This is a genomic window from Williamsia sterculiae (assembly GCF_900156495.1).
In the GTDB taxonomy this organism is placed as follows: domain Bacteria; phylum Actinomycetota; class Actinomycetes; order Mycobacteriales; family Mycobacteriaceae; genus Williamsia_B; species Williamsia_B sterculiae.
Window position 1 is genome coordinate 157675 of record NZ_FTNT01000003.1, and the last position, 26936, is coordinate 184610.

24 protein-coding genes and 2 pseudogenes are annotated in these 26936 nt (G+C 69.1%); 22 read left to right on the forward strand and 4 right to left on the reverse strand.

Annotation, left to right across the window (positions count from 1 at the left end):
• Nucleotides 1-6: 6 nt before the first annotated feature.
• From BW971_RS06345 to BW971_RS06385, 9 genes and pseudogenes are all read left to right on the forward strand, one after another.
• Nucleotides 7-1131 (forward strand): glycosyltransferase family 4 protein, encoded by a 1125-nt coding sequence (locus BW971_RS06345; RefSeq protein WP_076477685.1) that lies wholly within the window; start codon nucleotides 7-9, stop codon nucleotides 1129-1131.
• Nucleotides 1131-1619 (forward strand): annotated as a pseudogene (locus BW971_RS06350) (exopolyphosphatase); the annotation flags it as partial. The gene BW971_RS06345 and the pseudogene BW971_RS06350, both read left to right, overlap by 1 nt.
• A 107-nt stretch (nucleotides 1620-1726) precedes the next feature.
• A complete protein-coding gene (gene pdxS / locus BW971_RS06355; protein WP_076477689.1) occupies nucleotides 1727-2647 on the forward strand; it encodes a pyridoxal 5'-phosphate synthase lyase subunit PdxS in 921 nt (306 codons plus the stop codon).
• A gap of 148 nt (nucleotides 2648-2795) precedes the next feature.
• Nucleotides 2796-3710 (forward strand): PP2C family protein-serine/threonine phosphatase, encoded by a 915-nt coding sequence (locus tag BW971_RS06360; RefSeq protein ID WP_076477691.1) that lies wholly within the window; start codon nucleotides 2796-2798, stop codon nucleotides 3708-3710.
• Entirely contained in the window at nucleotides 3707-4405 is a 699-nt protein-coding gene (locus tag BW971_RS06365) for an FHA domain-containing protein (protein WP_076477693.1), read from the forward strand. Before BW971_RS06360 ends, BW971_RS06365 begins: the two co-directional genes overlap by 4 nt.
• Before the next feature lie 102 nt (nucleotides 4406-4507).
• Nucleotides 4508-5002, forward strand: coding sequence for a helix-turn-helix transcriptional regulator (locus BW971_RS06370; protein ID WP_076477695.1), 495 nt, complete (start codon nucleotides 4508-4510; stop codon nucleotides 5000-5002).
• A gap of 121 nt (nucleotides 5003-5123) precedes the next feature.
• On the forward strand, nucleotides 5124-5981 hold the full coding sequence (locus BW971_RS06375) for an acyl-CoA thioesterase (RefSeq protein ID WP_076477697.1): 858 nt from the start codon (nucleotides 5124-5126) through the stop codon (nucleotides 5979-5981).
• Complete coding sequence (pdxT, locus tag BW971_RS06380) at nucleotides 5978-6589, forward strand: pyridoxal 5'-phosphate synthase glutaminase subunit PdxT (protein WP_076477699.1); 612 nt, start codon at nucleotides 5978-5980, stop codon at nucleotides 6587-6589. Before BW971_RS06375 ends, pdxT begins: the two co-directional genes overlap by 4 nt.
• A gap of 72 nt (nucleotides 6590-6661) precedes the next feature.
• Nucleotides 6662-7414, forward strand: coding sequence for a YebC/PmpR family DNA-binding transcriptional regulator (locus BW971_RS06385; protein WP_076477701.1), 753 nt, complete (start codon nucleotides 6662-6664; stop codon nucleotides 7412-7414).
• A 44-nt stretch (nucleotides 7415-7458) separates the two neighbouring features.
• On the opposite strand, the gene BW971_RS06390 is transcribed toward BW971_RS06385, so the two are convergent.
• The gene (locus BW971_RS06390) at nucleotides 7459-8067 is read right to left on the reverse strand and encodes a nucleoside/nucleotide kinase family protein (RefSeq protein WP_076478230.1); all 609 of its coding nucleotides are present in this window, start codon (nucleotides 8065-8067) and stop codon (nucleotides 7459-7461) included.
• 92 nt (nucleotides 8068-8159) lie between these two features.
• On the opposite strand from BW971_RS06390, the gene ruvC reads away from it, so the two are divergent.
• The 9 genes from ruvC to BW971_RS06435 all read left to right on the forward strand — a co-directional run bounded on the left by ruvC (nucleotide 8160) and on the right by BW971_RS06435 (nucleotide 18796).
• Nucleotides 8160-8726: a crossover junction endodeoxyribonuclease RuvC gene (gene ruvC, locus BW971_RS06395; protein ID WP_076477703.1), complete on the forward strand. Its 567-nt coding sequence runs from the start codon at nucleotides 8160-8162 to the stop codon at nucleotides 8724-8726.
• Nucleotides 8723-9319 carry a Holliday junction branch migration protein RuvA gene (gene ruvA / locus BW971_RS06400; protein WP_076477705.1) on the forward strand — a complete coding sequence of 199 codons (597 nt, stop codon included), beginning with the start codon at nucleotides 8723-8725 and terminating at the stop codon, nucleotides 9317-9319. The genes ruvC and ruvA overlap by 4 nt, the downstream gene beginning before the upstream one ends.
• Entirely contained in the window at nucleotides 9316-10410 is a 1095-nt protein-coding gene (gene ruvB, locus BW971_RS06405; RefSeq protein ID WP_076477708.1) for a Holliday junction branch migration DNA helicase RuvB, read from the forward strand. The genes ruvA and ruvB overlap by 4 nt, the downstream gene beginning before the upstream one ends.
• A gap of 125 nt (nucleotides 10411-10535) precedes the next feature.
• Complete coding sequence (yajC, locus tag BW971_RS06410) at nucleotides 10536-10973, forward strand: preprotein translocase subunit YajC (RefSeq protein ID WP_076477710.1); 438 nt, start codon at nucleotides 10536-10538, stop codon at nucleotides 10971-10973.
• 190 nt (nucleotides 10974-11163) lie between these two features.
• Entirely contained in the window at nucleotides 11164-12771 is a 1608-nt protein-coding gene (gene secD / locus BW971_RS06415; protein WP_407701199.1) for a protein translocase subunit SecD, read from the forward strand.
• Nucleotides 12768-14012, forward strand: coding sequence for a protein translocase subunit SecF (gene secF / locus BW971_RS06420; RefSeq protein WP_076477714.1), 1245 nt, complete (start codon nucleotides 12768-12770; stop codon nucleotides 14010-14012). The genes secD and secF overlap by 4 nt, the downstream gene beginning before the upstream one ends.
• Nucleotides 14013-14030: 18 nt before the next feature.
• Nucleotides 14031-15710 (forward strand): ABC transporter substrate-binding protein, encoded by a 1680-nt coding sequence (locus BW971_RS06425; RefSeq protein WP_234974271.1) that lies wholly within the window; start codon nucleotides 14031-14033, stop codon nucleotides 15708-15710.
• Nucleotides 15707-16291, forward strand: coding sequence for an adenine phosphoribosyltransferase (locus BW971_RS06430; RefSeq protein ID WP_143690225.1), 585 nt, complete (start codon nucleotides 15707-15709; stop codon nucleotides 16289-16291). The genes BW971_RS06425 and BW971_RS06430 overlap by 4 nt, the downstream gene beginning before the upstream one ends.
• 87 nt (nucleotides 16292-16378) lie before the next feature.
• A complete protein-coding gene (locus tag BW971_RS06435; RefSeq protein ID WP_076478236.1) occupies nucleotides 16379-18796 on the forward strand; it encodes a RelA/SpoT family protein in 2418 nt (805 codons plus the stop codon).
• A 26-nt stretch (nucleotides 18797-18822) separates the two neighbouring features.
• Here the strand turns inward: BW971_RS06435 and BW971_RS06440 are convergent, their stop codons facing one another.
• On the reverse strand, nucleotides 18823-19812 hold the full coding sequence (locus BW971_RS06440; RefSeq protein WP_076477716.1) for a peptidylprolyl isomerase: 990 nt from the start codon (nucleotides 19810-19812) through the stop codon (nucleotides 18823-18825).
• A gap of 352 nt (nucleotides 19813-20164) precedes the next feature.
• Here BW971_RS06440 and BW971_RS06445 point away from each other — a divergent pair, with 352 nt between their 5' ends.
• Together BW971_RS06445 and hisS are read left to right on the forward strand one after the other, a co-directional pair.
• A complete protein-coding gene (locus tag BW971_RS06445) occupies nucleotides 20165-20845 on the forward strand; it encodes an MBL fold metallo-hydrolase (RefSeq protein ID WP_076478238.1) in 681 nt (226 codons plus the stop codon).
• 147 nt (nucleotides 20846-20992) lie between these two features.
• Entirely contained in the window at nucleotides 20993-22267 is a 1275-nt protein-coding gene (gene hisS, locus BW971_RS06450; RefSeq protein WP_076477718.1) for a histidine--tRNA ligase, read from the forward strand.
• On the opposite strand, the pseudogene BW971_RS06455 reads toward hisS, so the two are convergent.
• Nucleotides 22246-23938, reverse strand: a pseudogene (locus BW971_RS06455) (DUF885 domain-containing protein). The gene hisS and the pseudogene BW971_RS06455 overlap by 22 nt on opposite strands.
• Before the next feature lie 113 nt (nucleotides 23939-24051).
• Between BW971_RS06455 and BW971_RS06460 the strand changes: the two are divergent.
• Nucleotides 24052-24759: a M24 family metallopeptidase gene (locus BW971_RS06460; protein ID WP_076477720.1), complete on the forward strand. Its 708-nt coding sequence runs from the start codon at nucleotides 24052-24054 to the stop codon at nucleotides 24757-24759.
• A 125-nt stretch (nucleotides 24760-24884) separates the two neighbouring features.
• Nucleotides 24885-26003, forward strand: coding sequence for a GGDEF domain-containing protein (locus BW971_RS06465; RefSeq protein ID WP_076477722.1), 1119 nt, complete (start codon nucleotides 24885-24887; stop codon nucleotides 26001-26003).
• 31 nt (nucleotides 26004-26034) lie between these two features.
• On the opposite strand, the gene ypfJ is transcribed toward BW971_RS06465, so the two are convergent.
• Nucleotides 26035-26910 (reverse strand): KPN_02809 family neutral zinc metallopeptidase, encoded by an 876-nt coding sequence (gene ypfJ, locus BW971_RS06470; RefSeq protein ID WP_076478240.1) that lies wholly within the window; start codon nucleotides 26908-26910, stop codon nucleotides 26035-26037.
• Nucleotides 26911-26936: the final 26 nt, after the last annotated feature.

The window sequence follows — 26936 nt, forward strand, 5'->3', positions numbered from 1 at the left end:
GACCGCATGAAGATCGGGATGATCTGTCCGTACTCGTTCGACATCCCGGGCGGCGTGCAGGCACACGTCGTGGAGCTGGCCCAGGTGTTCATCGAGCGCGGACACGAGGTCAGCGTGCTCGCCCCCGCCGGGGATGACGTCGAGCTCCCCGATTACGTGGTCTCGGTGGGCCCGGCGCTGGCCATTCCCTACAACGGCTCGGTGTCGCGGGTGAACTTCGGGCCCAAGGCCTACGCCAAGCTGCGGCAATGGCTGCTCGACGAGAGATTCGACGTGCTGCACGTCCACGAACCCAACGCGCCCAGCATCTCGATGTTGTCGCTGATGGTGGCCAACGGACCCATCGTCACCACGTTCCACACCTCGACCACCAAGTCGTTGTGGCTGAAGCTGTTCCAGGGCATCCTGCGTCCCTACCACGAACGGATCGTCGGGAAGATCGCCGTCTCCGAACTGGCCCGACGCTGGCAGATGGAATCGCTCGGATCCGACGCGGTGGAGATCCCCAACGGCATCCACGTGTCGATGTTCGCCGACGCCCGCCCGCTGGAGGGTTACCCCTCGCCGGGACGGTCGCTGCTGTTTCTCGGCCGCTACGACGAACCGCGCAAGGGCATCGACGTCCTGATCCGTGCGCTGCCGCTCGTCGTCGAGCGTTACCCCGACCTTCGGGTGCTGGTGGTGGGCGGCGGCAACGAGCGGGAATTGCGCAGGCGGGCAGGGGAGCTGGCCGACCACCTCGTGTTCCTCGGTCAGGTCGACGACCAGACCAAGGCCCGCGCGTTGCGGTCGGTGGACGCCTATTGCGCGCCCAACCTGGGTGGTGAGAGCTTCGGCATCGTGGTGGTCGAGGCGATGGCCGCCGGAGCCGCCGTGGTGGCCAGCGACCTCAACGCGTTCCGGCGAGTCCTCGACAACGGTCGGGCGGGCACGCTCGTGGAGGTGGGCAACCCGGAATCGCTCGCGGCCGGGATCCTGGCGGTTCTCGACGACGACGCGCTGCGGCTCCGGCTGACCGACCGCGCGCGCGCCTGCGCGGCCCGATACGACTGGCCACGGGTGGCCGACGAGATCCTGCGGGTCTACGACACCGTGACCGTCGGCGCCGAACCGGTGCAGGTCATCGACTGATGACCGTGTCCGCGCTGACCGTGCTGGTGACGGGATTGATCGTGGTCGTGGTGGTCGCAGGCCTCGGCTGGGCCTACAAGACCGCCAACCGCCTCGACCGGCTGCACGTCCGGGTCGACCTGGCCTGGCAGGCGCTCGACGCCGCGCTGGCCCGCCGGGCGGTGGTCGGACGTACGATCGCCGCCGGTCTCGGACCGACCGGGCGTGAACTCATCGCGGCCGCGGACGTCGCCGAACGCGCCGACCGCGACCAGCGCGAGGATGCGGAGAACGTGGTGTCCGCGCGGTTGGCCCAGGTCGACACCTCCGGTCTGCGGTCGCAGTTGGTCGCCGAACTCGCCGACGCCGAGACCCGGGTGATGATGGCCCGCCGGTTCCACAACGACGCTGTCCGTGACACCCTCGCGCTGCGACTGCGCCGTCCGGTCCGGTGGCTGCATCTCGGTGGTACCGCGCCGGTGCCGCGGTACTTCGAGATCGTCGAGCGCGGCGTCGACTGAGCTCAGCGGGGGAGTTCCGACGGTCGATCGGAACGGGCCTAGACTGGACACCCGTACCGCAGCCCGTCCACACGTTCGTCGATCAGGAGTGTCACGTGAGCAACGCCTTCGAGTCCGATCCGACCGCAGCCGCGTCGGGGCAGGGCACCGCCCGCGTCAAGCGTGGGATGGCCGAGATGCTCAAGGGCGGCGTGATCATGGATGTGGTCACCGCGGAGCAGGCCAAGATCGCCGAGGACGCGGGCGCCGTCGCGGTGATGGCGCTCGAACGCGTCCCCGCCGACATCCGGGCCCAAGGTGGGGTGTCCCGGATGAGCGACCCCGACATGATCGACGGGATCATCAACGCCGTCAGCATCCCGGTGATGGCCAAGGCCCGTATCGGCCACTTCGTGGAGGCGCAGATCCTGCAGGCACTCGGCGTGGACTACGTCGACGAGTCCGAGGTGCTGACGCCGGCCGACTACGCCAACCACATCGACAAGTGGGCCTTCACCGTCCCCTTCGTCTGTGGCGCCACCAACCTCGGCGAGGCGCTACGACGTATCACCGAGGGCGCGGCGATGATCCGTTCCAAGGGTGAGGCGGGAACCGGCGACGTCTCCAACGCGACCACCCACATGCGCACCATCGGCGACGAGATCCGCAGACTCACCTCCCTGCGTGAGGACGAACTGTTCGTCGCCGCCAAGGAGCTGCAGGCGCCCTACGATCTGGTCGTCGAGGTGGCCCGCGCCGGCAAACTGCCGGTCACCCTGTTCACCGCGGGCGGCATCGCCACCCCGGCCGACGCGGCGATGATGATGCAGCTCGGCGCCGAGGGTGTCTTCGTCGGGTCGGGCATCTTCAAATCCGGCAACCCCGCACAACGGGCGGCCGCGATCGTGCAGGCCACCACCTTCCACGACGACCCACAGGTGCTCGCCAAGATCTCCCGCGGTCTCGGCGAGGCGATGGTCGGCATCAACGTCGACGACATCCCGCAACCGCACCGGCTGGCCGAACGGGGCTGGTGAGCCCGCACAGCGCCCGCACAGCGATCCCGAGGACAGCCGGGACCGCACAAAACGGTGACGACCACACGACACCGGCCGCCGCAGACCATCGATGCGCGGTCGAGGGTGGTATGCATTGGTGCGTGATCACCGCTCAGGCAATCGAGTCATGACCGTGACCGGCGTCGGCGTGGTACGCGACGACACCCTCTCCGGGGCGGACGTGGTGGGGGATGTGCACGTGAGTTGGGCGGCGGTCAGCGACGTCGGCCGCTCCAGGGAGACCAACGAGGACGCGGCGTTGGCGATCCCCGGCCTGTACGTGGTCGCCGACGGCATGGGAGGGCACGACCGCGGCGAGGTCGCCTCCGAGGCGGCGTTGGAGTCGTTGCGGGCGGCCGAACGCGCCGACATCGCGGCGACCCGGCTGAGCATCGTGGACCGGCTTGACGCCGCGCAGCAGGACATCGCCGGCATCGACTCCGCATCGGGACGCAGCGCGGGCACCACGGTCACCGGGATCGCGCTGGTCGACGACCCGACCGGCCCCCAGTGGTTGGTGTTCAACATCGGTGACTCGCGCACCTACCGTTACGCGGCCGGTCAGCTCGACCAGGTCACCACCGACCACTCCCAGGTCCAGGAACTGGTGGCCGCGGGGTATCTCACCGTGGAGCAGGCCCGGGTGGACCCGCGCCGCAACGTGATCACCCGCGCGCTGGGCGCGGGGATGCCGCCGGACGCCGACTTCGTCTATCTGCCCGCGGTGGCCGGGGAGCTGATCCTCATCTGCTCCGACGGCCTGCCCGGCGAACTCCCCGACGCGGAGATCGAGGCGATCCTGACCGATCATCCCGACGTGGTGGACGCCGCGGACGCCCTGGTGGAGGCCGCGGTCGCCACCGGCGGTCGGGACAACGTGACCGTCGTCGTCGTCGCGGTGACCGATGCGCCTGCCGCCCCAGATCCAGCCGCCACCGAGACCGCCGCCACAGAGACCACCATGGACCACCCGCTGGTCGCCGACGCCGACGCAGCGGACCAGGTGGACGGCCCGGACGAGGGGACCGGCCCCCGGACGTGACCGAACCGTTCGTCGACTACTGCGGTGAGCGGTTCCCGTTGCGGCCGGATGTGTCCTTCTCCATCGGTCGAGAAGCCGACCTGACGGTCGACGACAACCCGTATCTGCACCGGCGCTTCCTCACGGTGCACCACGACAACGGGATGTGGTGGCTGTCCAACGTGGGTGCGCACCTGTCGGCCAGCGTGGCCACCGGCGACGTCGGGTTCTCCGCGACCCTCGCGCCCGGCGCCCGGATGCCGTTGGTGCTCGGGCGCGCCACCGTGGTGTTCTCCGCCGGTCCGACCACGTATGAACTAGACATCCACACCGACCCGGTGGCCGCATCCGGTGGGCAACTGACCGACGGGCATGTCGGTCGGACCACGTTGGGTGTGCCGTCGCTCACCGAGAGCCAGCGGGTGCTCATCGTGGTGCTCGCCGAAGAGATGTTGCGGCGCGACGGGACCGGTGCGAGTGCCATCCCGTCGTCGGCGGACGCGGCCGCCCGGCTCGGCTGGTCGATGACCAAGTTCAACCGCAAACTCGACAACGTCTGCGACAAGTTCGATCAGATCGGGGTCAATGGAATGCGCGGTGGCGGAGGCAGACTCGCGAGCAACCGCCGGGTCGCGCTCGTCGAGTACGCGGTGTCGTCGCGGTTGGTGACACGCGCCGACCTGCCGCTGATCGACGCCGAACGCGCGCGCAACTGACCGCTACACATGGGTAGTTCTCCCCATCGACTACCCGCTACGACGCCCATAACGTCGTGCTCATCACCACCGCCGTACCGGCGAGAGCACAAGGAGCACACCATGACCGTCGTCAGCGATCACGTCATCCCGACCACCCACCGCGGCGCCGCGCACCTGCGAGCCACCGGCACGGCATCGGCGCGGGTGCCGAGCGATCCGGCCCGCCGCGCGCTGCGCGAGCAGGCACTGGCACGCCTGGCACAGCGGACGATGCCGCTGCCGGGTCGCCCGTTCGGCGTGGTCGCCGACGACGGGACGGTCTCCGCCCACGACTGCACCTGCGGACGCCACCGGCGGTCGGACACCGCAGGTCCGCGCGCCGACCTGCCGCGTCCACGACTGTCCGACCGCGAGATCGAGGTGTTGCGCACCTGGATGCATGTGGACTCCAAATCCGCGGTGGGCGAACGGCTCTACATCTCGTTGGGCACGGTCAACACCCATCTCGCCAGGATCCGGGTGAAGTATGGCGACGTGGGCCGCGCGGCGCCCACCAAGGCCGCGCTGTTCGCCCGGGCCGTGCAGGACGGCATCATCGCCCTGGATGAGCTCTGACACCGCTGAGCTCTGACACCGCTGAGCTCTGAGGCCGGAGCGTCGCCCGCGAGGGGTGGGCGATAATCTTCTCGCGGTGCCGGAGTCCCATCCGGTCCGGGGCGACGAGACGAGGGCGGCGATGGCGCGGATCGAGGACATCCTGCAACTGGAGACCATCGACAAGGACATCTACCGCGGTGCCGTGCACGAGAGTCAGTTACAGCGCACCTTTGGTGGTCAGGTCGCGGGCCAGGCGCTGGTCTCGGCAACCAACACCGTCGAGGACCGCTATCAGGTGCACTCGCTGCACGGCTACTTTCTGCGCCCCGGCAACCCGACCCGCCCGACCATCTATCTCGTGGACCGCATCCGGGACGGTCGTTCGTTCTGTACCCGCCGGGTCACCGGCGTGCAGAACGGAGACGCGATCTTCACCATGTCCGCGTCGTTCCATGTGCTCGACGAGGGCATCGAACATCAGGATCCCATCCCGTCCGGCGTCCCGGGCCCCGAGGAGCTGAAGGATCAGCTCACCGAACCCGGCAGTGAACTGTCGGTCTTCCGCGAGTGGGAGAACTTCGACCTGCGGTTGGTCCCCGCCGACCGGTTCACCGGCAGCGACTATTTCGTCGCCCAGCAACGGGTCTGGTTCCGCTACCGGCACCGGCTGCCGGACGATCAGGTGTTCCACGTCTGCACGCTGGCCTACATGAGCGACATGACGCTGCTCGGTTCGGCGCGGGTACCGCACCCCGACGTCACCCCGCAGAGCGCGTCCCTGGACCACGCCATGTGGTTCCTGCGGCCGTTCCGCGCCGACGAGTGGCTGCTCTACGACCAGACCTCGCCGTCTGCCGAATCGGGCCGGGCGCTCACCCAGGGTCGCATCTTCGACGCCGCGGGCAACATGGTGGCCGCGGTGGTGCAGGAGGGGTTGGCGCGCACCGGACGGTCGATGCCCGCCGACCAGCACGCCCGCGCGGACAAGCGGGCGTGAGCCCGCGGGTAGGGGTGCTCGCCCTGCAGGGCGATGTGCGTGAACACCTCGCCGCGCTGACGGCGGCGGGGGCATCGGCGACCACGGTGCGCCGTGCCGAGGAACTCACCGGACTCGACGGCATCGTGCTGCCCGGTGGCGAGTCGACCACGATGAGCCGCCTGCTCGGTGTCCTCGACCTGTTCGACCCGTTGCGCGACGCGCTGACCGAGGGATTACCCGCGTACGGTTCCTGCGCGGGCATGATCCTGCTCGCCTCCGACATCCTCGACACCCGCCCCGACGCGCGGCACCTCGACGCCCTGGACATCACGGTGCGGCGCAACGCGTTCGGCAGGCAGGTCGAGTCCTTCGAGACCGATCTGCGAGTCGACGGCATCACCGACACCGGAGACGACCGCGGACCGATGCGGGCGGTGTTCATCCGGGCGCCCTGGGTGGAGAAGGTCGGCACCGAGGTGGAGGTGCTGGCCACCGTTCCCGACGGTCCGGCCGCCGGTCGGGTGGTCGCGGTGCGGCAGCGGTCGGTGCTGGCCACGTCGTTCCATCCCGAGGTCACCGGGGACCGGCGGGTACATCGGCATTTCGTGCGGATGATCGGCGGGTAGGATCAGGCGGCAAGTTTTCCCAGTCCGGTGTCGGCGCACCCGGCTGTCGTGCGACGAAAGGGGCTCACTGCGATGAGCGGCCACTCCAAATGGGCCACCACCAAGCACAAGAAGGCGGTGATCGACGCCAAGCGCGGCAAGATGTTCGCCAAGCTGGTGAAGAACATCGAGGTGGCGGCGCGCACCGGTGGTGGCGACCCGGCGGGCAACCCGACCCTGTACGACGCCATCCAGAAGGCCAAGAAGTCGTCGGTACCCAACGACAACATCGAACGGGCCCGCAAACGCGGCGGCGGTGAAGAGGCGGGCGGCGCCGACTGGCAGACCATCACCTACGAGGGTTACGGCCCCAGCGGCGTCGCGATCCTCATCGAGTGTCTGACCGACAACCGCAACCGGGCCGCCGGTGAGGTGCGCACCGCGATGACCCGCAACGGCGGCAACATGGCCGACCCCGGGTCGGTGGCGTATCTGTTCACCCGCAGGGGTGTGGTGACCCTGGAGAAGAACGGGCAGTCCGAGGACGACGTGTTGATGGCCGTCCTCGACGCCGGTGCCGAGGAGGTCAGTGACCTCGGCGACAGCTTCGAGGTGGTCAGCGAGCCGACCGATCTGGTGGCGGTGCGCACCGCGCTGCAGGACGCCGGTATCGACTACGACTCCGCCGAGGCGAGCTTCCGCGCATCGGTGGACGTGCCGGTCGACGCCGACGGCGCGCGCAAGGTGTTCAAGCTGATCGACGCCCTCGAGGACCTCGACGACGTGCAGGAGGTCTACTCCAACGTCGACGTCTCCGACGAGGTGCTCGCCGAGATCGACGACTGAGGGAGCTCACCCGCCTGAGGGAGCGCACCGACTGTGGGAGCCGATCAGCGCTGTGCGGCCACAGCGGGACGATCGGGGTGGTCGTAGCGGACCAGCAGATCCGGGATGGCACCCGGGTGGTGGTCGAGCAGCGGGTCCACCGTCCACGCCGCGTCGTCGGGCGTGGTGCGCAGCAGCGCCGCCCTGCTCATCTGCAGCCCCACGGTCGCGTCGAAGCGCAGACCGCGGCCGAGCAGCATCGGCCCGCACACGAACACCACCTGGTCGTCGGCGGCCACTCGCGGTCGGTCGCGCGGCGATCGGTCGGTGACCTCATCCCACAGCCGGGGTAACCACCGCCCGTGATCGCGCAGGGCGCCGAGCACCTCACGGTCGAGGGCGGCGTAGTCGAACCAGGCGGTGCGGAAACTCTCCGGATCGGTGTGCCCCCACTCCATCCGCACCGACGCCGGTCGGATGAAGTCGCGCAACGCCACCACCTCGGCGGGCCGGCCGGTCGCGCGCAACACGGCCGCGGCCCGGTCCCCGAGGACATCCGGTGTGGCCGCGTCGGCGCCGTCGATCGCGACCACGATCCGGCCGGTCCCGCGCGCGGCGAGATCGGCGACGGCGACGACGAGGTCGTCGGGAGAGCTGGGTCGGAAGTCGGGCATCGACCACATTGTCCCGTGTTGTTGCCGGGGACCGTCGGCGCACCCCGCTAGAATCTCGAACAACTGTTCGTTTTGTCGACGTCGGAGGTGCCGTGCGGGTGATGGGGGTCGATCCGGGTCTCACCCGGTGCGGTATCGCGCTGGTGGAGTCGGGTCGAGGGCGGGCGGTGACCGCACTCGACGTCGACGTGGTGCGCACGCCGTCCGACATGGATCTGGCCGCACGGTTGCTGGCCATCCACACCGCGGCCTGCCACTGGCTCGACGTGCATCAACCCGATGTGGTGGCGATCGAGCGGGTGTTCGCGCAGAACCAGGTGTCGACCGCGATGGGGACCGCCCAGGCAGGTGGGGTGGTAGCCCTGGCCGCCGGCCAGCGCGACGTCCCGGTCCGATTCCACACCCCGTCGGAGGTGAAGGCCGCCGTCACCGGCAGCGGGCGCGCCGACAAGGCACAGGTCACGGCCATGGTCACCCGGATCCTCGGCATGCAGACCAAACCGCGCCCGGCCGACGCCGCCGACGCTCTGGCCCTGGCCATCTGTCACTGCTGGCGCGGCCCCATGGCCGAGCGACTGGAGGAGGCCGCCCGTCGCGCGGCCGCTCAGCAACGGATACACCGGGATCGGGTGGCCGAGGCCGCGCGGGGCCGCGGGTGATCGCGTCGGTGCGCGGCCCGGTGATCGACGTCGCGCTCGACCATGTGGTCATCGACTGCGCGGGGGTCGGATACCGCGTGCTCGTCACCCCGGCCACCGCGTCGGGGCTGCGGCGGGGGGCCGAGGCCACGCTGCTGACCACGATGATCGTCCGCGAGGACTCGATGACCCTCTACGGGTTCACCGAACCGGATGCGCGCGCGCTGTTCACCGTGCTGCAGACGGTCACCGGGGTCGGCCCACGGTTGGCGATGGCCACCCTCGCGGTACTGGAACCGGACGCCCTGCGCCGGGCGCTGGCCGACTCCGACACGAAGACCCTGACCGCGGTGCCGGGCATCGGCAAACGCGTCGCCGACCGCCTGGTGGTGGAACTGCGCGACAAGGTCGAGGCGCCCGGGACCCCGGGTGACACCGCGGTCACCGCGGGCGCGGGGTCGTCGGTGCGGGATCAGGTGGCCGAGGCGCTGGTCGGTCTGGGGTTCACCGCCGCGCCCGCCGAGAAGGCGGTCACCGCGGTGCTGGCCGACGACGCCGAGGCCGACGCCTCGGTGGTGCTGCGTCGATCGCTGACCCTGCTGGGTAGGAGCTGACGGTGTACCCCGATGATCCGTCCGAGCAGGACCGCGATCTCAGCCCGGCCCGGCTCCGATCCGACGGCGACTACGACAACAGCCTGCGGCCGCGCAGCCTGACCGACTTCATCGGCCAGCGGCGGGTCTGCGAGCAGTTGGATCTGGTGCTACAGGGAGCCAAGGGTCGGGGGAGCACACCCGACCACATTTTGCTGTCGGGACCGCCCGGACTGGGTAAGACGTCGCTGGCCATGATCATCGCGGGCGAGATGGGGTCGGCGATCCGGGTCACGTCGGGTCCGGCGCTGGAACGGGCGGGTGATCTCGCGGCCATGCTGTCCAACCTGGTCGAGGGCGACGTGCTGTTCATCGATGAGATCCACCGCATCGCCCGCCCGGCGGAGGAGATGCTGTACCTGGCCATGGAGGACTTCCGGGTCGACGTGGTGGTCGGCAAAGGACCGGGCGCCACCTCCATCCCGTTGGACGTGGCCCCGTTCACCCTGGTCGGCGCGACCACCCGGTCGGGGTCGCTGACCGGACCGTTGCGGGATCGCTTCGGTTTCACCGCCCACATGGAGTTCTACGAGACCGACGAACTCGTCGACGTGCTGCGCCGCTCGGCCGACATCCTGGAGATCCGGATGGATGCCGACGCCGGGACGGAGATCGCCGGGCGCTCGCGGGGCACCCCGCGGATCGCCAACCGACTGCTGCGTCGGGTGCGCGACTACGCCGAGGTCCGCGCCGACGGGGTCGTCACCCTGGCCATCGCCCGGTCCGCGCTGCAGGTCTATGACGTCGACGAACTCGGTTTCGACCGTCTCGACCGCGCCGTGCTCAACGCGCTGATCCGCGGCTTCGGCGGCGGTCCGGTGGGGGTGTCCACCCTCGCGGTCGCGGTCGGGGAGGAACCCGCGACGGTCGAGGAGGTCTGCGAACCGTTCCTGGTGCGGGCCGGCATGGTCGCCCGCACCCCCCGCGGCCGCGTCGCCACCGCGGCGGCGTGGCATCACCTCGGCCTCACACCGCCGGCAGGCGCGCTCACCTCGTCGTTCGGGGTGCGGGTACGCGAGGACCCGACCGAGTCCCTCTTCGACGATCTCTGAGGCAGGTCGTGCCCCGGCGCGGTGACCTGAGCGTCGGCGGGCGGTCCCGGGAATGGCACACTGGAGGGTCAGCGCGGGTTCACCGCGATCACGTTCGAGAAGTGTCAAGGGACTGAATCAACACCATGGAAGCAATTCTTCCGATCCTGCTGGTCTTCGTGGTCGGCTTCATGTTCTTGTCGGTGCGACGCCAGAAGAAGGCGCAGGCCCAGGTCCAGGAGATGCAGGACGCGCTGCAGCCCGGTGCCCGGGTCCAGACCACCGCGGGGTTGTACGCGACCGTCGTCGGGGTCGATGACGGCGTGGTCGACCTGGAGCTCGCCCCCGGGATCGTCACCCGGTGGAACCGGTTGGCCATCCGTGAGGTGGTGCACGACGAGGACCTCGCCGGTTCGTTCCCGGGTGCACCGGTCCATACGACCAGCATCGACGACGACGTCGCACACGCCGAGTCGGTCGATCCGGATCTCGCCGATCCGTCGAGCCACGAGGTGATCGACGGTCAGGGCAACGGCGTGTCGAACGACTCGGTCTCGTTCGACAAGCGCCCCGACACCAACTGACCCCGAGAGTGATCGGGGGCCCGTGTTCGCGGTGACGCCGCGAGCGTGGAACCTTCGTACGCGTCGGCGACCCGTCGCCGACGCGTGCTCTACGGTGGTGCAGTCCGTCGGCCGAGGTGTCGGCGGGCCGTGATCCCGATACACGGGGATCTTCGGCATCTGGGATTTTCGACAGAGGAGACGTAGCAGCGTGGCTCGGTCCAGCAGTCAGGCCTCGCGCCGGGGGGTTCCCCCGGCGCGGATGGTGCTCATCTTCCTGCTCCTGATGGTCATCGTCTACGCGCTGGTGTTGTTCACCGGTGGCGGCTCGACCAAGCCGAAACTCGGCATCGACCTGCAGGGCGGTACCCAGGTCACCCTCACCGCCCGCACCCCCACCGGGTCGGCACCCTCGCAGGATCAGCTGAACAAGGCCAAGCAGATCATCGAGCAACGCGTCAACGGGCTCGGTGTCGCCGGGTCCGAGGTCGTCGTCAACGGCGACAACCTGGTCATCACCGTGCCCGGTGACGACGGCAAACAGGCCCGCACCCTGGGGCAGACCGCGAGGCTCTATGTCCGGCCGGTCACCTCGGTGCAAGCGGCGACCCCGCAGCCGGGTGCCGCGCCCGCCGTCGACGACAGTGCGCAGGCCATCGACGCGGCCAAGAAGGCCCGGCAGGCCCCGGCCAATGCCGACCCGAAGGCGCTGCAGGCCGGGATGGCGAAGATGAACTGCGCACCGAATGCGCCGGATCCGTTGGCCGGTAACGACGACCCGAACCAGTACCTGGTCGCCTGTTCGCAGGACGGTGCGCAGGTGTACCTGCTGGCGCCGAAGATCATCGACGGCACCGACATCAGCGACGCGTCGTCGGGTCAGGACACCCAGAACGGGGGCGGGTGGATCGTCAACGTGTCGTTCAAGGGTGCGGCGAAGGACTTCTGGCCGAAGTACACCGCGGACAACACGGGTAAGCAGACCGCGTTCACGCTGGACTCGCGGGTGGTCAGCGCCCCGAGCATCAACGGCGCGATCAACACCCCCAGCACCCAGATCACCGGCAACTTCACCCAGAACGAGGCCAAAGATCTGGCCAACGTACTGAAGTACGGTTCGCTGCCGCTCTCGTTCAAGTCGTCCGCCGCGGAGTCGGTGTCGGCCACACTGGGTCTGGCCTCGCTGCAGGCGGGGCTCATCGCCGGCGCCGTCGGCCTGGCCCTGGTGCTGGTGTACGCGCTGGTCTACTACCGCATGCTCGGGGTGCTGGTGCTGTTGTCGCTGGTGGCGTCCGGGATCATGGTCTACGGGATCATGGTGCTGCTGGGCCGCTACATCAGCTTCAGCCTCGACCTGGCGGGTATCGCCGGCCTCATCATCGGTATCGGTATGACCGCCGACTCGTTCGTCGTCTACTTCGAGCGCATCAAGGACGAGATGCGCGAGGGGCGGAGCTTCCGGTCGGCGGTGCCACGCGGTTGGGCCAGCGCGCGGCGCACCATCTGGACGGGCAACGCCGTCACCCTGATCGCCTCCGCGGTGCTTTACCTCCTCACCGTCGGTGACGTGAAGGGCTTCGCGTTCACCCTCGGCCTGACCACCATCCTCGACCTGGTGGTCGTGTTCCTGGTCACCCATCCGCTGGTGGTCTACGCGACGCGCTCGACCTTCCTGTCCAAGCCGACCGTCAACGGCCTCGGCGCGGTCAGCCAGATCGCCAAGGAACGGCGCCGTAACCAGCACGCTCCGGCGCCCGGCGCTCGCCCCACCGTCTTGACCAGTGAGTCCGTCTCCACCGGCAAGGAAGGACCCCGATGAGCAGGCCAGTGGACACGGGATCGGCCGAGACCGGAGCCGCGGGGGCCGCGGACACCGACGACCGCCTCCCCGCCGGGTCGGACGCCGACTACGTACCGGCGAAGGACCACTCGCTGCTGTCGCGGCTGTACACCGGTACCGGCGCCTTCGAGATCATCGCCCGCCGACGCATGTGGTACGGGATCACGGCGGCGATATTGGCCATCTGTGTGCTGAGTATCGCCATCCGTGGATTCACCTTCGGCATCGACTTCGAGGGCGGCACCCAGGTGTCGTTCCCTGCGACCGCCGAGACCAGCACCAGCGCGGTGGAGAAGGCTTACCGGGACACCCTGGGCACCGACCCGACCACCGTGCAGACCGCGGGGTCCGGGAGCAGCAAGACGGTGCAGATCCGCACCGAGACGCTGAGTCAGCAGGACACGCAGAAACTCACTCAGAAGTTCGCGACGACCTTCGGCCCGGAGGTCACCGCCGACAAGGTCAGTTCGTCCGACGTCAGCTCCAGCTGGGGTTCGGAGATCACCAAGAAGGCCATCATCGCGTTGGCCGTGTTCCTCGCGATCATCCTCGTCTACATCACCATCCGGTTCGACCGGGAGATGGCGTTCGCCGCGCTGGCGTCCCTGTTCTTCGACGTGCTGTGCACCGCGGGCATCTACTCGCTGGTCGGATTCGAGGTGACTCCGGCAACGGTGATCGGTCTGCTGACGATCCTCGGTTTCTCCATCTACGACACCGTGGTGGTGTTCGACAAGGTCAACGAGAACACCCGGTCGTTCCTGCACACCACCCGTCGCACCTACGCCGAACAGGCGAACCTCGCGGTCAACCAGACGTTGATGCGGTCGATCAACACGACGGTGATCTCGGCACTGCCCATCCTGGCGCTCATCGTGATCGCGGTGTGGTTGCTCGGCGTGGGCACGCTCAAGGACCTGGCGTTGATCCAGCTGGTCGGTGTGGTCGTCGGCGCGTACTCGTCGGTGTTCTTCGCCAGCCCGCTGTTGGTCACCCTCAAGGAACGACGTAGCGAGATCGCCCGGCACACCCGCAAGGTGTTGGATCGACGCATCCGGCAGGAGGGTGGGGTGGTACCCACCACCGACGACGACGAGACCGCCGCGCGACGTCCGCAGGGTGCGGCCGCGCGCCGTCGCAACCACCGCGTCGCGACGGGAGATGATGCTGGACGCGGTGGTACGCCGTCGCGGCCCAGCGGCAAACGCCGCACACGCTGAACGACAGGACTCCTGACAGTGACCCTGAGACGTCTGGCCCTCGCGCTCCTCGCCACCGGTTCGGTGGCCACCACGATCGCCGGGTGCTCGTCGGACTCGCCGTCACCGTCGGTCGACTACCTCATCGACGGCGCGGTCACCACCTACAACGCGAACACCGTCGAGGGCGGTCGCAGTGGGGCGTTGATGGCCTGGAACCGGGTGTTGCCCGGGTTCAGCTACCTCGGTCCGGACGGCAGCAACGTCGCCGACACGGATGTCGGTACGGTGAGCGAGGTGCTCGGTGACCAGCAGACGCTGCGCTACCAGTTCTCGGACAAGGCAGTGTTCTCCGACGGCAAGCCGATGGACTGCGACGACCTGGTGCTGGCGTGGGCCGCGCAGAGCGGGCGATTCGAGGGTTTCACCCCGGCGACCACCGCCGGATACCGCGACATCGAATCCGTCGACTGCGATCCCGGGCAGAAGTCCGCGACCGTCACCTTCGCCAAGGGCCGTGACTACCGCGACTGGCGCGGGTTGTTCGGCGCGGGAACGTTGTTGCCCGCCCATCAGGCGGCGGCGGCGGCGGGTGTGCCCGACGTGGTCGCCCCCATCCGCAACCGCAACACCGGGGCCGTGGCGCGCATCGCGAAGTTCTGGAACACCGGGTGGTCGTTGACTCCGGGCTCCATCGACCCGGCCAGGAACCCAGCATCCAAGTACCCGTCGTCGGGCCCGTACAAGCTCGAGTCCTACAGTGCGACGGACGGTCTGGTGCTGGTCGCCAACGACAAGTGGTGGGGTGACAAGCCCACCGAACCGCGGATCACCGTGTGGCCACGCGGCACCGACGGTGCCCAGCGGTTGTCGGCCGGGCAGATCGACGTGATGGATACGGGCAGAGGGACCTACGGTTCCGGTTCGGTGAACCAGACCCCGTCGTCGTCGGCCCCGCCGGTGAACGGTGCCACCGAGGGCCGGCCCACGTCGACCGGGGTGGAGCGGTTGGTGATGTCCACCAGCGGTCCGCTGGCCGATCCGAACGTGCGCCGAGCGCTGGCCGCCTGTCTGCCGCGTGATCAGCTCGCCCAGACGGCGGGCACCGCGATCAGCAATCTGCACCTGCTGGGCGCCGGTGACCTGGTCGCCGCGACGCTGAACGGTGAGTTCGGCGCCGACGCCCAACGCGCCGACGTCGACAAGGCCCGCGCGCTGCTGAAGACCGCCGGCCGCACCGCGCCGGTGGCGGTGCGGATCGGCTACCCCGGCCCGGATCAGCGGCGCGCGCAGACCGTCTCGCAGATCGCCTCCTCATGCGCGGGCGCCGGCTTCCGGATCCAGGATGCCGCGTTCACCGGATCGGAGCCCGCCCTGGAAGCGGTGCTCACCGGTAGCGGCGACGACTTCGCCGCGTCCGGTGCCGCCGATCCCACCCGCGACAGCTACGCCCTCTACGCCGGGGATCCGGCGAACGTCGGGCGGTACGACGACAAGGGCGTCGCCGACGGCATCGATGAGCTCGCGGTGACGTCGGACGGTCAGACCCGGACCACCCGATTGCGGGATCTGGAGAAGACGCTGTGGGATCAGATGCCCAGCGTGCCGCTGTTCGTCAGCCCCCGCGAGGTCCAGTGGCGTTCCGGTGTCGGCAACGTGGTCGCCGCCTCGGGGCGCAATGGTGCCGGATGGAACATGGATCGTTGGGAGCTGCGATGACCCCCGAGAACCCCGGCTCCGCAGACCACGACCCCGACGAACCGGGGACCGCGAAGCGCGTCATCGACCGACTGACCCGTCGGGTCGCCGACTTCCCCGAACCGGGGATCCAGTTCAAGGATCTCACCCCGGTGCTCGCCGACCCCGACGGGCTGCGCGCCGTGGTCGACGGGCTGCTGCACGACGTCCCGTCGATCGACGTGGTCGCGGGGATCGACGCGCGGGGGTTCCTCATCGGTGGGGCGGTCGCCCTGCGTCGCGACGTCGGGGTGCTGGCCATCCGCAAGGCGGGCAAGCTGCCGCCGCCGGTACACACCCGCGAATACCAGCTGGAATACGGCGCGGCCTCCCTGGAACTGCCCGCCGACGGTCTCGACATCGCAGGCAAACGGGTGCTCGTGGTCGACGACGTGCTGGCCACCGGCGGCACCGTGTTGGCGGCGGTGGGGTTGCTGCGGGAATGCGGCGCGCAGGTGGTGGCCGTGTCGACCATCATGGAGATCGCCGACATCCCCGGTCGGCGGACCGTACAGGCCGAGCTCGGTCCCGACGTGCCGCTGCTCAGCCTCACCGAGGGATGACCCGATCGCCCACGATCGGGCGACGGGCGCACCCACGCGACGCCGACGACTAGAGTCGGCAACCAACACGCAGCGGAGGAGGTGGCGATGACGGAACGGACCGACACGGCAGGTGCGGAACCGGTGGCCGACGCCGACCCCGCGCCGGAGACATCGGTGCCGGCCGCACCGGAGGCCGGTGGCGAGCCGGCAGCCGTCGCCCCGACCGACACCCAGCCCGACGGCACCCGGACGCCCGTCGGCTCCTCGTCGACGTCGCGCCGAGTCCGGGCCCGCATCGCGCGGCGGATGACCGCGACCCGCAATCCCATCCGGCCGGTTCTCGAACCGTTGGTGGCGCTGCACCGCGACGTCTACCCCAAGGCCGACGTGGTGGTGCTCCAGCGGGCCTACGACGTGGCCGACGAGCACCACCGCGGACAGTTCCGCAAGTCCGGCGACCCCTACATCACCCATCCGCTCGCCGTCGCGACCATCCTCGCCGATCTGGGCATGGACTCGACCACGCTGGTCGCCGCGCTGCTGCACGACACCGTCGAGGACACCGGGTACTCGCTGGCGCAGCTGTCGCAGGACTTCGGGTCGGAGGTCGCCCACCTCGTCGACGGCGTCACCAAACTGGACAAGGTGGCCCTCGGCCACGCCGCCGAGGCCGAGACCATCCGCAAGATGATCATCGCGATGGCCCGCGACCCCAGGGTGTTGGTCATCAAGGTCGCCGACCGCCTGCACAACATGCGGACCATGCGTTTCCTGCCACCGGAGAAGCAGGCCCGCAAGGCCCGGGAGACCCTCGAGGTGATCGCCCCGCTGGCCCACCGCCTCGGGATGGCCACGGTGAAATGGGAACTCGAGGACCTGTCGTTCGCCATCCTGCACCCGAAACGCTACGAGGAGATCGTCCGGCTGGTCGCCGACCGGGCTCCGTCGCGCGACACCTACCTGGCCCGGGTCCGTGCCGACATCACCACCGCGCTCACCGCCTCCCGGATCAGCGCGACCGTGGAGGGTCGGCCCAAGCACTACTGGTCGATCTACCAGAAGATGATCGTCAAAGGACGCGAGTTCGACGACATCCACGACCTGGTGGGGATGCGGATCCTGTGCGACGAGATCCGCGACTGTTACGCCGCCGTCGGGGTGGTGCACTCGCTGTGGCAGCCGATGGCCGGTCGGTTCAAGGACTACATCGCCCAGCCGCGGTTCGGGGTCTACCAGTCCTTGCACACGACGGTGATCGGGCCGGAAGGCAAGCCGCTGGAGGTGCAGATCCGCACCCAGGACATGCACCGGACCGCCGAGTTCGGCATCGCCGCGCACTGGCGCTACAAGGAGACGCGCGGTCGCAACGGCGCCAAGTCGGGATCCGACGCCGGTGAGATCGACGACATGGCCTGGATGCGTCAACTGCTCGACTGGCAGCGTGAGGCCGCCGACCCGGGGGAGTTCCTGGAATCGTTGCGCTACGACCTGGCGGTCAAGGAGATCTTCGTGTTCACCCCGAAGGGTGACGTGATCACGCTGCCTGCCGGGTCGACGCCGGTGGACTTCGCCTACGCGGTGCACACGGAGGTCGGTCACCGATGTATCGGCGCTCGGGTCAACGGCCGGCTGGTCGCGCTGGAGCGCACGCTGGAGAACGGCGAGGTGGTGGAGGTGTTCACCTCCAAGGCGGCCACCGCTGGACCGTCCCGGGACTGGCAGACCTTCGTGGTGTCGCCACGGGCCAAGGCCAAGATCCGGCAGTGGTTCGCCAAAGAACGCCGCGAGGAGGCACTGGAGGCGGGCAAGGACGACATCGCCCGCGAGGTGCGGCGCGGGGGTCTGCCGCTGCAACGGTTGATGAGCGCCGAGTCGATGGCCGCGATCGCCACCGAACTGCGCTACACCGACGTCTCCGCGCTGTACACCGCGGTCGGCGAGGGCCACGTCTCGGCCAAACACGTGGTCGGCAGGCTGGTGGCCTCGCTGGGTGGTCTCGAGGACGCCGAGGAGGAACTCGCCGAGCGGTCCACGCCGTCGACGATGCCCACCCGGCCCCGGCAGACCGGTGACTCGGGGGTGTTGGTGCCGGGCGCCGACGGTGTGGTGGCGAAACTCGCCAAGTGCTGCACCCCGGTGCCGGGCGACGAGATCATGGGCTTCGTCACCCGGGGTGGCAGCATCAGCGTGCACCGCACCGACTGCACCAACGCGGGGACTCTGCAGGCCCAGTCGGAACGCATCATCGAGGTCACCTGGGCTCCGTCGCCGTCATCGGTGTTCCTGGTCGCCATCCAGGTGGAGGCCCTGGACCGGTCGCGTCTGCTCTCCGACGTCACCCGGGTACTCGCCGACGAGCGGGTGAACATCCTGTCCGCGTCGGTGACCACCAGTCGTGACCGGGTTGCCATCAGCAAGTTCACCTTCGAGATGGGTGACCCCAAACACCTCGGTCACGTACTGAACGTGGTCCGCAACGTCGAGGGTGTCTACGACGTCTACCGGGTGACATCGGCCGCCTGACGGCGGGGGTGACATCGGCCGCCTGATCAGCTCAGCTTCACCGTCGAGATGTCCACCGGGGTCTTCGGCTTGCCGTCGCCGGGGGTCTGCTGGAAGCCGGTCACCGCGCCGGTCTGCTGGTCGCGGCTCGGTTGCACACCGGGCGTCACACCACCGGCGTAGATCTTGTCGATCACCTTCATCCCCGCGTCGTCGACCTTGCCGACCAGGCTGTAGTTCGGCGGCAGCTGGGCGTCCTTGATGGCGATGAAGAACTGGCTGGCACCCGTGTTCTGGCCCACCTCCTGGCCACCCGCGGACTGATAGCCGTTCGCGATGGCGACGCTGCCGCGCGGGTAGATCGCCTTCTGCGGCAACCCGTAGGCCGCGGACTGCTCATCCTGGGGGAGGGTCTTGAGGTTCTTCGGGAACTCGTCGGGGCTGGTCCAGCCGGGGGTGCCCACACCGGTGCCGGTCGGGTCACCGCACTGCAGCACGGCCAACTTGCCGGAGTCGTCACCCTCGGTCATCCGGTGGCACGAGGTGTTGTCGAAGTACTTGTCGCCGATCAGCGCGCCGATCGCGGCCACGTTACACGGGGCCGACGCGCGGTCGAGGCTCATGGTGATCGCACCCTGTGAGGTGGTGAAGGTGGCCTTCTCGGTGCCTTCCTTCAGCTGCCGGTTACCTGGTTGGGATTCCTTGCGCTGCTTTGCCTTACCCGCGTTGAGCTCGTCGACATACTGTTTGCCCCACGCCTGCTGGTCGGCGGGTAGGTTCGCCGGGACCGTCGGCACCTGACTGAACGGGTCCTGGGTCATCGCTGTGTAGGCGCAGGCGGTGTGGCGCGCGTTGTCCCGATCCTGCAGGACCTTCATGGTGATCAGGGTCGCCGCGGTGGCGGCCACCGCGACCACCACCACCGCCGAGGTGCCGATGATGATGAACCGCCGCTTCCGGGCCGCCTGCCGTTCCTGCTGCAGTCGGTCCTCGAGCTTGCGCTTCGCCGCCTGCCGGCGCTCCTCATTGGTGGACACAGCCGCATCCCTCTTCCCGCACGTCTGGCCGACGCCGTCCACCGGCCGGCTGGTCTGTGACGACCGATTCCGGCGCGACGGTGCCCGCATCGGTTACTCGATCAACTCCAAGGCACTTCTCGCTGAGATGGCATCGCTGCCGGGGCAAAGTGTGCCAGTGCGAGCTGAGAGTTTTCTCAGTGGGAGGCGTTCCGCGCGTCGGCGGGCACCGGAATCGCCCTTCTCGGCGACCGCGGCCGCACGTACCGATTTGCGTCGACCAGTCCGCCCGCCAGAGACTGGACACCCACCAGCGTCCGCGGCGGAGACCCCGAGGCGGCGCTGTCCGGGGCAGATGAAGGAGTGGTATTCGGTGCTGATCACCGGTTTCGCTGCAGGCGTGTTCTCGACCAACTGCTACCTGGTGGCACCGGAGCCGGGTGGCGAGGCGATCATCATCGACCCGGGACAGGATGCCGCCGCGCAGGTCGCCGAACTGGTCGACCAGCACGAGGTGCGCCCGGTGGCCGTGCTGCTGACCCATGGACACCTCGACCACACCTGGACCGCATCGCAGGTGTGCGAGCGCTACGACATCCCGGCCCACATCCACCCCGGTGACAACGCCATGCTCGCCGACCCGACGGTCGGCATCGGACCCGGTCTGGCCGCCATGATGCCGACCATCGACTACACCGCACCCGCGGACGTCCGTGAACTGGTGGACGGCACGGCACTGGACCTGGCCGGGCTCAGCATCGGGGTGCAACACGCACCCGGTCACACCCAGGGTTCGGTGCTCTACAGCCTGCAGATCCCCACCGACGCGGGGGTGGTGCCGATCTGCTTCAGCGGCGACGTGCTGTTCGCCGGATCGATCGGACGCACGGACCTGCCCGGCGGCGACCACGCGCAGTTGCTGGAGACGCTGGCGACCACGGTGTTGCCGATGGCCGACGACACCCAGGTGTTGCCGGGGCACGGTCAGCAGACCACCATCGCGCGCGAACGCGCCACCAATCCGTTCCTCACCGAGTTGACCCGGTCCAGCTGACCCCACCGAACCGACCCGGGCACCGCACCCGGTGGGTGAACACCCGGTGACCTGCCCTGCAGCGGATGGTGGCACAGTGGCGCACGACCGTTCGCGCGTCTGAGATCTCCGGTGGCGCGCCGATGCGAGAAAGGACGAACCTCTCCGGTGAGTGCAGGTTTCCAGGCTCCGAGGGGCATCCCGGACTACGTCCCACCCGGTTCCGCGCAATTCGTCGCGGTCCGCGACGGGCTGCTGCAGGCCGCCCGGCTGGCTGGTTACGGCCACATCGAACTGCCGGTGTTCGAGGACACCGCGCTGTTCGCCCGGGGCGTCGGGGAGTCCACCGACGTCGTGTCCAAGGAGATGTACACCTTCGCCGACCGTGGTGACCGGTCGGTGACCCTGCGACCCGAGGGCACCGCGGGGGTGATGCGCGCGGTCATCCAGCACGGACTCGACCGGGGCGCGTTGCCGGTCAAATTGAGCTATGCGGGGCCGTTCTTCCGGTACGAGAAGCCACAGACCGGTCGCTACCGGCAGCTGCAGCAGGTGGGGGTCGAGGCCATCGGCGTCGACGACCCGGCACTGGACGCCGAGGTGGTGGCCATCGCCGACGAGGGTTACCGCCGCCTGGGTCTGCGCAACCACCGGCTGGAGATCACGTCGCTGGGCGACGGCACCGACCGTCCCGCCTACCGTGAACGCCTGCAGGAGTTCCTGCTCTCGCTCGACCTCGACGAGGACACCCGCAACCGGGCGCGGCTCAACCCGCTGCGCGTCCTCGACGACAAGCGCCCACACGTCCGGGAACTCACCGCGGACGCGCCGCTGATGATCGACCACCTGTCGGAGTCGTCGCGGGCGCATTTCGACGCCGTGCTCGGCCATCTCGACCGGATGGGCGTGGCCTATGTGGTCAACCCGCGTCTGGTCCGCGGGTTGGACTACTACACCAAGACCACCTTCGAGTTCGTGCACGACGGCCTCGGTGCGCAGTCGGGTATCGGGGGCGGCGGTCGCTACGACGGGCTGATGCGCGACCTCGGGGGCAAGCAGGAGCTGTCCGGGATCGGTTTCGGTCTGGGCGTCGACCGGACCGTGCTGGCCCTGGAGGCCGAGAACGTCGCCGCGGCGCCGGATGCGCGCTGTGACGTGTTCGGTGTGCCGATGGGAGAGAACGCCCTCGACGAACTGGTGGCGCTGGCCGCCGCGCTGCGCGCCGCGGGTGTGCGGGTGGATCTGGCGTACGGCGGTCGCGGTCTCAAGGGCGCGATGAAGGCCGCGGACCGGTCCGGTGCGCGGTACGCGCTGGTCCTCGGTGACCGGGAGCTCGAGGCGCGCGAGATCGAGGTCAAGGATCTCGGCACCGGACACCAACAGCGGATGCCGATCGACGGCGTCGTCGCCTGGTTGCGGGCTCAGGTCCTGCTGTCGCGCTGACTCATTCCCTGCTCGTCGACCATCTCCGTGCGTAGGACGTCGAGGCTGACCCCGCCGAGTCGCAGTGCTCGGGAGTGGAAGTCCTTGAGCGTCGCGGTGGGGTGGCGACTCAGGTAGTCGGCCCGAGCCTGTTCCCACACCCGCTGTCCCAACGCATACGACGGCGCCTGTCCGGGCCAGCCCAGGTATCGGTTCAGTTCGAACCGCAGCACCGCGCGGTCCATGGCCACCGCGTCGGTGAGGAAGGCCCATGCCTTGTCGGCGTCCCAGAAACCGCCACCCACCGACTCCGGCGCCCGCAGTCCGCAGTGCACGCCGATGTCGACCACCACCCGCGCTGCGCGCAACCGCTGCGAGTCGAGCATGCCCATGCGGTCGCCGACGTCCGACAGCCACCCGAGCTCGTCCATCAGACGTTCGGCGTAGAGCGGCCCAGCCCTCGCCGTGACCGGAGGTGAACGACGCCAGCTTGCGCCAGCGGTTCAGTTCGGGGCTGATCATCGACTGACCGAGCTGCAGATGGTGACCGGGGACGCCCTCGTGGAAGACCGTCGTGGTCTCCTGCCAGGTGTGGAACACGGTCTGCTCCGGTGGCACCGACCACCACATGCGTCCGGGCCGGCTCAGGTCCTCACTGGGCGCCGTGTAATAGATCGTCCCGGTCGACGACGGTGCCAACCGGCATTCGAGACCGGTCAGGCCGGCGGGGATGTCGAAGTGTTCGCCGGCCAGACCGTGCAGAGACCGGTCGGACAGATCCTGCATCCAGGCGACGAAGGCCGCGCGGTCGGTCATCTGGTAGCGGGGATCGGCGTCCAGTGCCGCCATCGCCCCGGCGACGGTCGATCCGGGCGCGATCCTGTCGGCCAGGGACTGCTGCTCCGCGGCGATGGCCGCGACCCGATCCAGACCCCACGCATACGCCTCGTCGGGGTCGATGTCGGCGCCGAGGAACTCCGCGGAATGCAGCAGGTACCGGTCCCGACCCACGCCGTCGGTCTCGACGGCGTCGGGCAGCACCTCGTCGCGGAGCACCAGGCGGAAGCGGTCGAACGCGGCCGCCGCGTCGGTGTGGGCGGTGGTGAACCGGTCGGTCAGCGCGGCGTCGGCCGCGAGGGCGCGGGCCACATTCGTCCACAGCGCGTCGGCCGCGGCACCTGCCTGGTCGGCGACCAGCTCGGCCTGCCTCCGGGGTACCGGTGGGCCCGCGGTGCGCCGGTACCGTAGCCCGGCGACGGCCGCATCGATCGCCGGCGGGAGCGCCGCGACCCGCAGCAGCATGATCTCGCGGTCGTCGGTCGTCTCGACCGGCATCAGGTCGAACACGTCGCGGAGTGCCTGCAACGGCGATTCGATCACGTTGAGCTCACCGGTGCGAAGGCCGGAGTCGTCGACGGCCAGCGCGCGACCGAGCTGTGCGGCCATGGTGGCGACGGTGACCCGGTCCACGTCGTCACCGGGGGCGGCCGCGGCGAGATCGGCGACCACGGACCGCTGTAGGGAACTGCGTTCGCTGATCGCCTCGGGGGAGTAGTCGGTCAACCGGTGGTCGTGGCCCGGTACGCCGACCAGTGTGGCGAACACCGGGTCGAGGCCGCACGATCGCACCAGGAAGTCGTCGGCGATGGCGTCGATGGTGCTGGGTGTGCGATTGGTCGCGGCATCGGTCATAGGGGATATGCAATCAGAGCCGACCGACGCCAGGCGGGCGGCCACACGCCGTGGCCCGGACATCTCGATCGGGACGGGTGCCATCGGAGTGCGCGCACGATTACGGTCGGGGAATGGGCGATGTCAGCACCGACGAGCAGACCCGGGTGACCAACCTACTGGACGCACAGCGCATGGCGGTGGGTCTCTTCGACGCCATCACCGAACAGGGGCTGATCCGACCCGGCGTCTCGGAACGGCAGGTCAGCGACGAGGTCCGCGACCTGGCCGCCGAGATGTACGGGGTGTCGCGGTTCTGGCACAAGCGCATCGTGCGCGGCGGGGTGAACACCTTGCAGCCGTACCGCGAGAACCCTCCCGACCGCACCCTGACCGACGACGACATCGCGTTCGTCGACTTCGGTCCCGTCTTCGAGGGCTGGGAGGCCGATTTCGGGCGGACCTACGTGCTGGGCGCCGACCCGCGCAAACAGGCGCTGCGTGACGCCTTACCGACCATCTTCGACGCGGGCCGGTGCTACTTCGACAGCCACCCCGAGGTGACCGGCGAGGAGCTATACCAGGAGGTGGTCCGACTCGCCGAGCAGGACGGGTGGGAGTTCGGCGGTGAGATCGCCGGCCACCTGGTGGGTGAGTTCCCGCACGAGAAGATCCGCGGTGACGAGGTGTTGTCATACATCGCGCCCGGCAGCACCACCCCGATGCGCCGACTCGACGGGTCCGGACGCCCATGTCACTGGATCCTGGAGATCCATCTCGTCGACCGGGACCGCGGTATCGGTGGTTTCCACGAGGAGTTGCTGGACATCGGGCATCGGTGAGGTGTGCGGGTACGGTCACGATGAACGACGGATGAGACCTGCATCGCACCCGATGACGAGGTCGTCGGGTACTCACGGCAAAATGGGCATCGCCGACACCCCGTGTGAACGGATAATGGATCACGATGTCTCCTGCGACCCCGCTGCGCGTGCACGTTCGTCGACTGGTTCGACTGCTCGAGCAATGGTGGAACGACCCCGCGGACTACCGGTGGCTCACAGCGCTGATGGACTCGCGTGGCCTGTTGCCCGCCATGAAGGCGTTCATCGCCTTCGGTGGATTGGTCCTCGCGCTGATCTCCGCATTGGTGCAGTTCAGCTCCAGTGCGCCGGATACGATCGTCGGCCGGGTGGTGTGCGGCCTGGTCAGCGTTCTGGCGTTGGTCTGGGCCATGCGCTGGGCGTTCGGGGAGTGGCCGACCCCCGGTGAGTCCTTGCGGCTGTGTGTGGCGGCGGACGTCGCCATCACCGTGGCCTGTGTGTTCGACTCCAACCGATTGGCAGGACTTGCCGGCACCACCCTGTTCGTGGTCACCGGCGCCTACATCACCTTCTTCCACGGCCCCCGGTTGCACGCCGCGCATGTGGTGTGGGCCACCGTCTCGGTCGTCGCGTTCGCGGTGTGGATGGGGGTCGACGGCGGCACACCCGCACTGGTGTTGGCCGTCGCGAAGGCGTTGATCGCGTTGATCGTGATCGTCGGGATCCTGCCGGTCCTGCAGTTCGGCTACTGGCTGATCCGCACCAGCGCGGTCGATTCGCTGGTGGACCCGCTGACCGGTCTCGCCAACCGACGTGGGCTCGACCATCACATCGCGCACACCTTCACCGCGGGTCCTGCGACGACCGTCTGCGCGATCCTCGTCGATCTGGACAACTTCAAGGCCATCAACGACCGGTATGGGCATGCCGTCGGCGACCGGGTCCTGGTCCGGGTGGCCGACCGCATCCAGCGTGCGGTCGATGCCGGTGGGTTCACCGCACGCCTCGGCGGCGAAGAGTTCCTGGTCCTGCACACGTTGTCCGCGTCGGTGGCCGCCGAACTGGCCGAACGGGTCCGCCTCGCCGTCGCCGAGCCCGCCGACCCGCCGATCACCGCCAGCGTCGGGGTCGCGCTCACCGACCACCCGCGCGGTCTCGCCACCGGTACCGGTGACATCGGCGACCTGCTCGCGGCGGCCGACACCGCGATGTACGCCGCCAAACAACTCGGCGGTGACGCGGTGCGCCACCACGCCGCCTAGCCGTACCGACCACGGAGGGCGGTGACAGCGCTCAGAGTTGGTCGGTGTCGAAGGTGCCGCAGTCGCGCGGATCGCCGCCGCGGTAGCCGTTGGTGAACCAGCGCACCCGCTGCGCCGCCGAACCGTGTGTCCAGCCCTCGGAGTCGTTGTTGCCCGACAGCGTGTCGTCGCCGATCGCCTTCGCGGTCTGGATCACCTCGGAGATCTGATCCTGGGTCAGCGTCTTCAGCATCGCGTTCGGCCCCTTGTCGGCGTGTTCGGCCCACACACCCGCGTAACAGTCGGCCTGCAGTTCCAGCCGCACCGACCCCGACGTCGGGCCCTGCGAACCCAGGCTCTGCGCCTTGCTCATGGTGCCCATCAGGTTCTGGACGTGATGACCGAACTCGTGAGCGACCACGTATTCCTGGGCCAGCGGGCCGTTGCTGCCGCCGAGTTTGTCGTGCAGTTCGTCGAAGAACGACGGGTCGAAGTAGGCGGTCCGATCCTCGGGGCAGTAGAAGGGGCCCACCGCAGAGGACGCCACCCCGCACCCCTGCGTCTGCACCGAACCGGTGAAGATCTTGGTCTCCGGCGGGGTGTACCGCGACAGCATCGTCGGCCACACCTTGTTCAGGCTGTTGGTGGTGGCCACGATCCGGCAGATGGTGTCGGTGTTCGCCTTGGCGATGGTGCAGCTGTGGATCTGGTCGTCGATGGCCGAGTTGCCCGCCGACGCGCCCGCACCACTACCGGTCGACGAGCCACCGTCCTCACCGAGGATGTCGCCGGGGTTGATCCCGAACAACAGCGCCACCACGGTGACCACGAGCCCCACCCCGCCGCCGATCGCGATTCGGCCGCCGCCGCCACCACCGCCGCCGGACACACCACCGGTGTCGAGCGGGCCGTCCCCCTGGAAGGTCATCGGACTCCTCGTGTCCTCGCGCACCG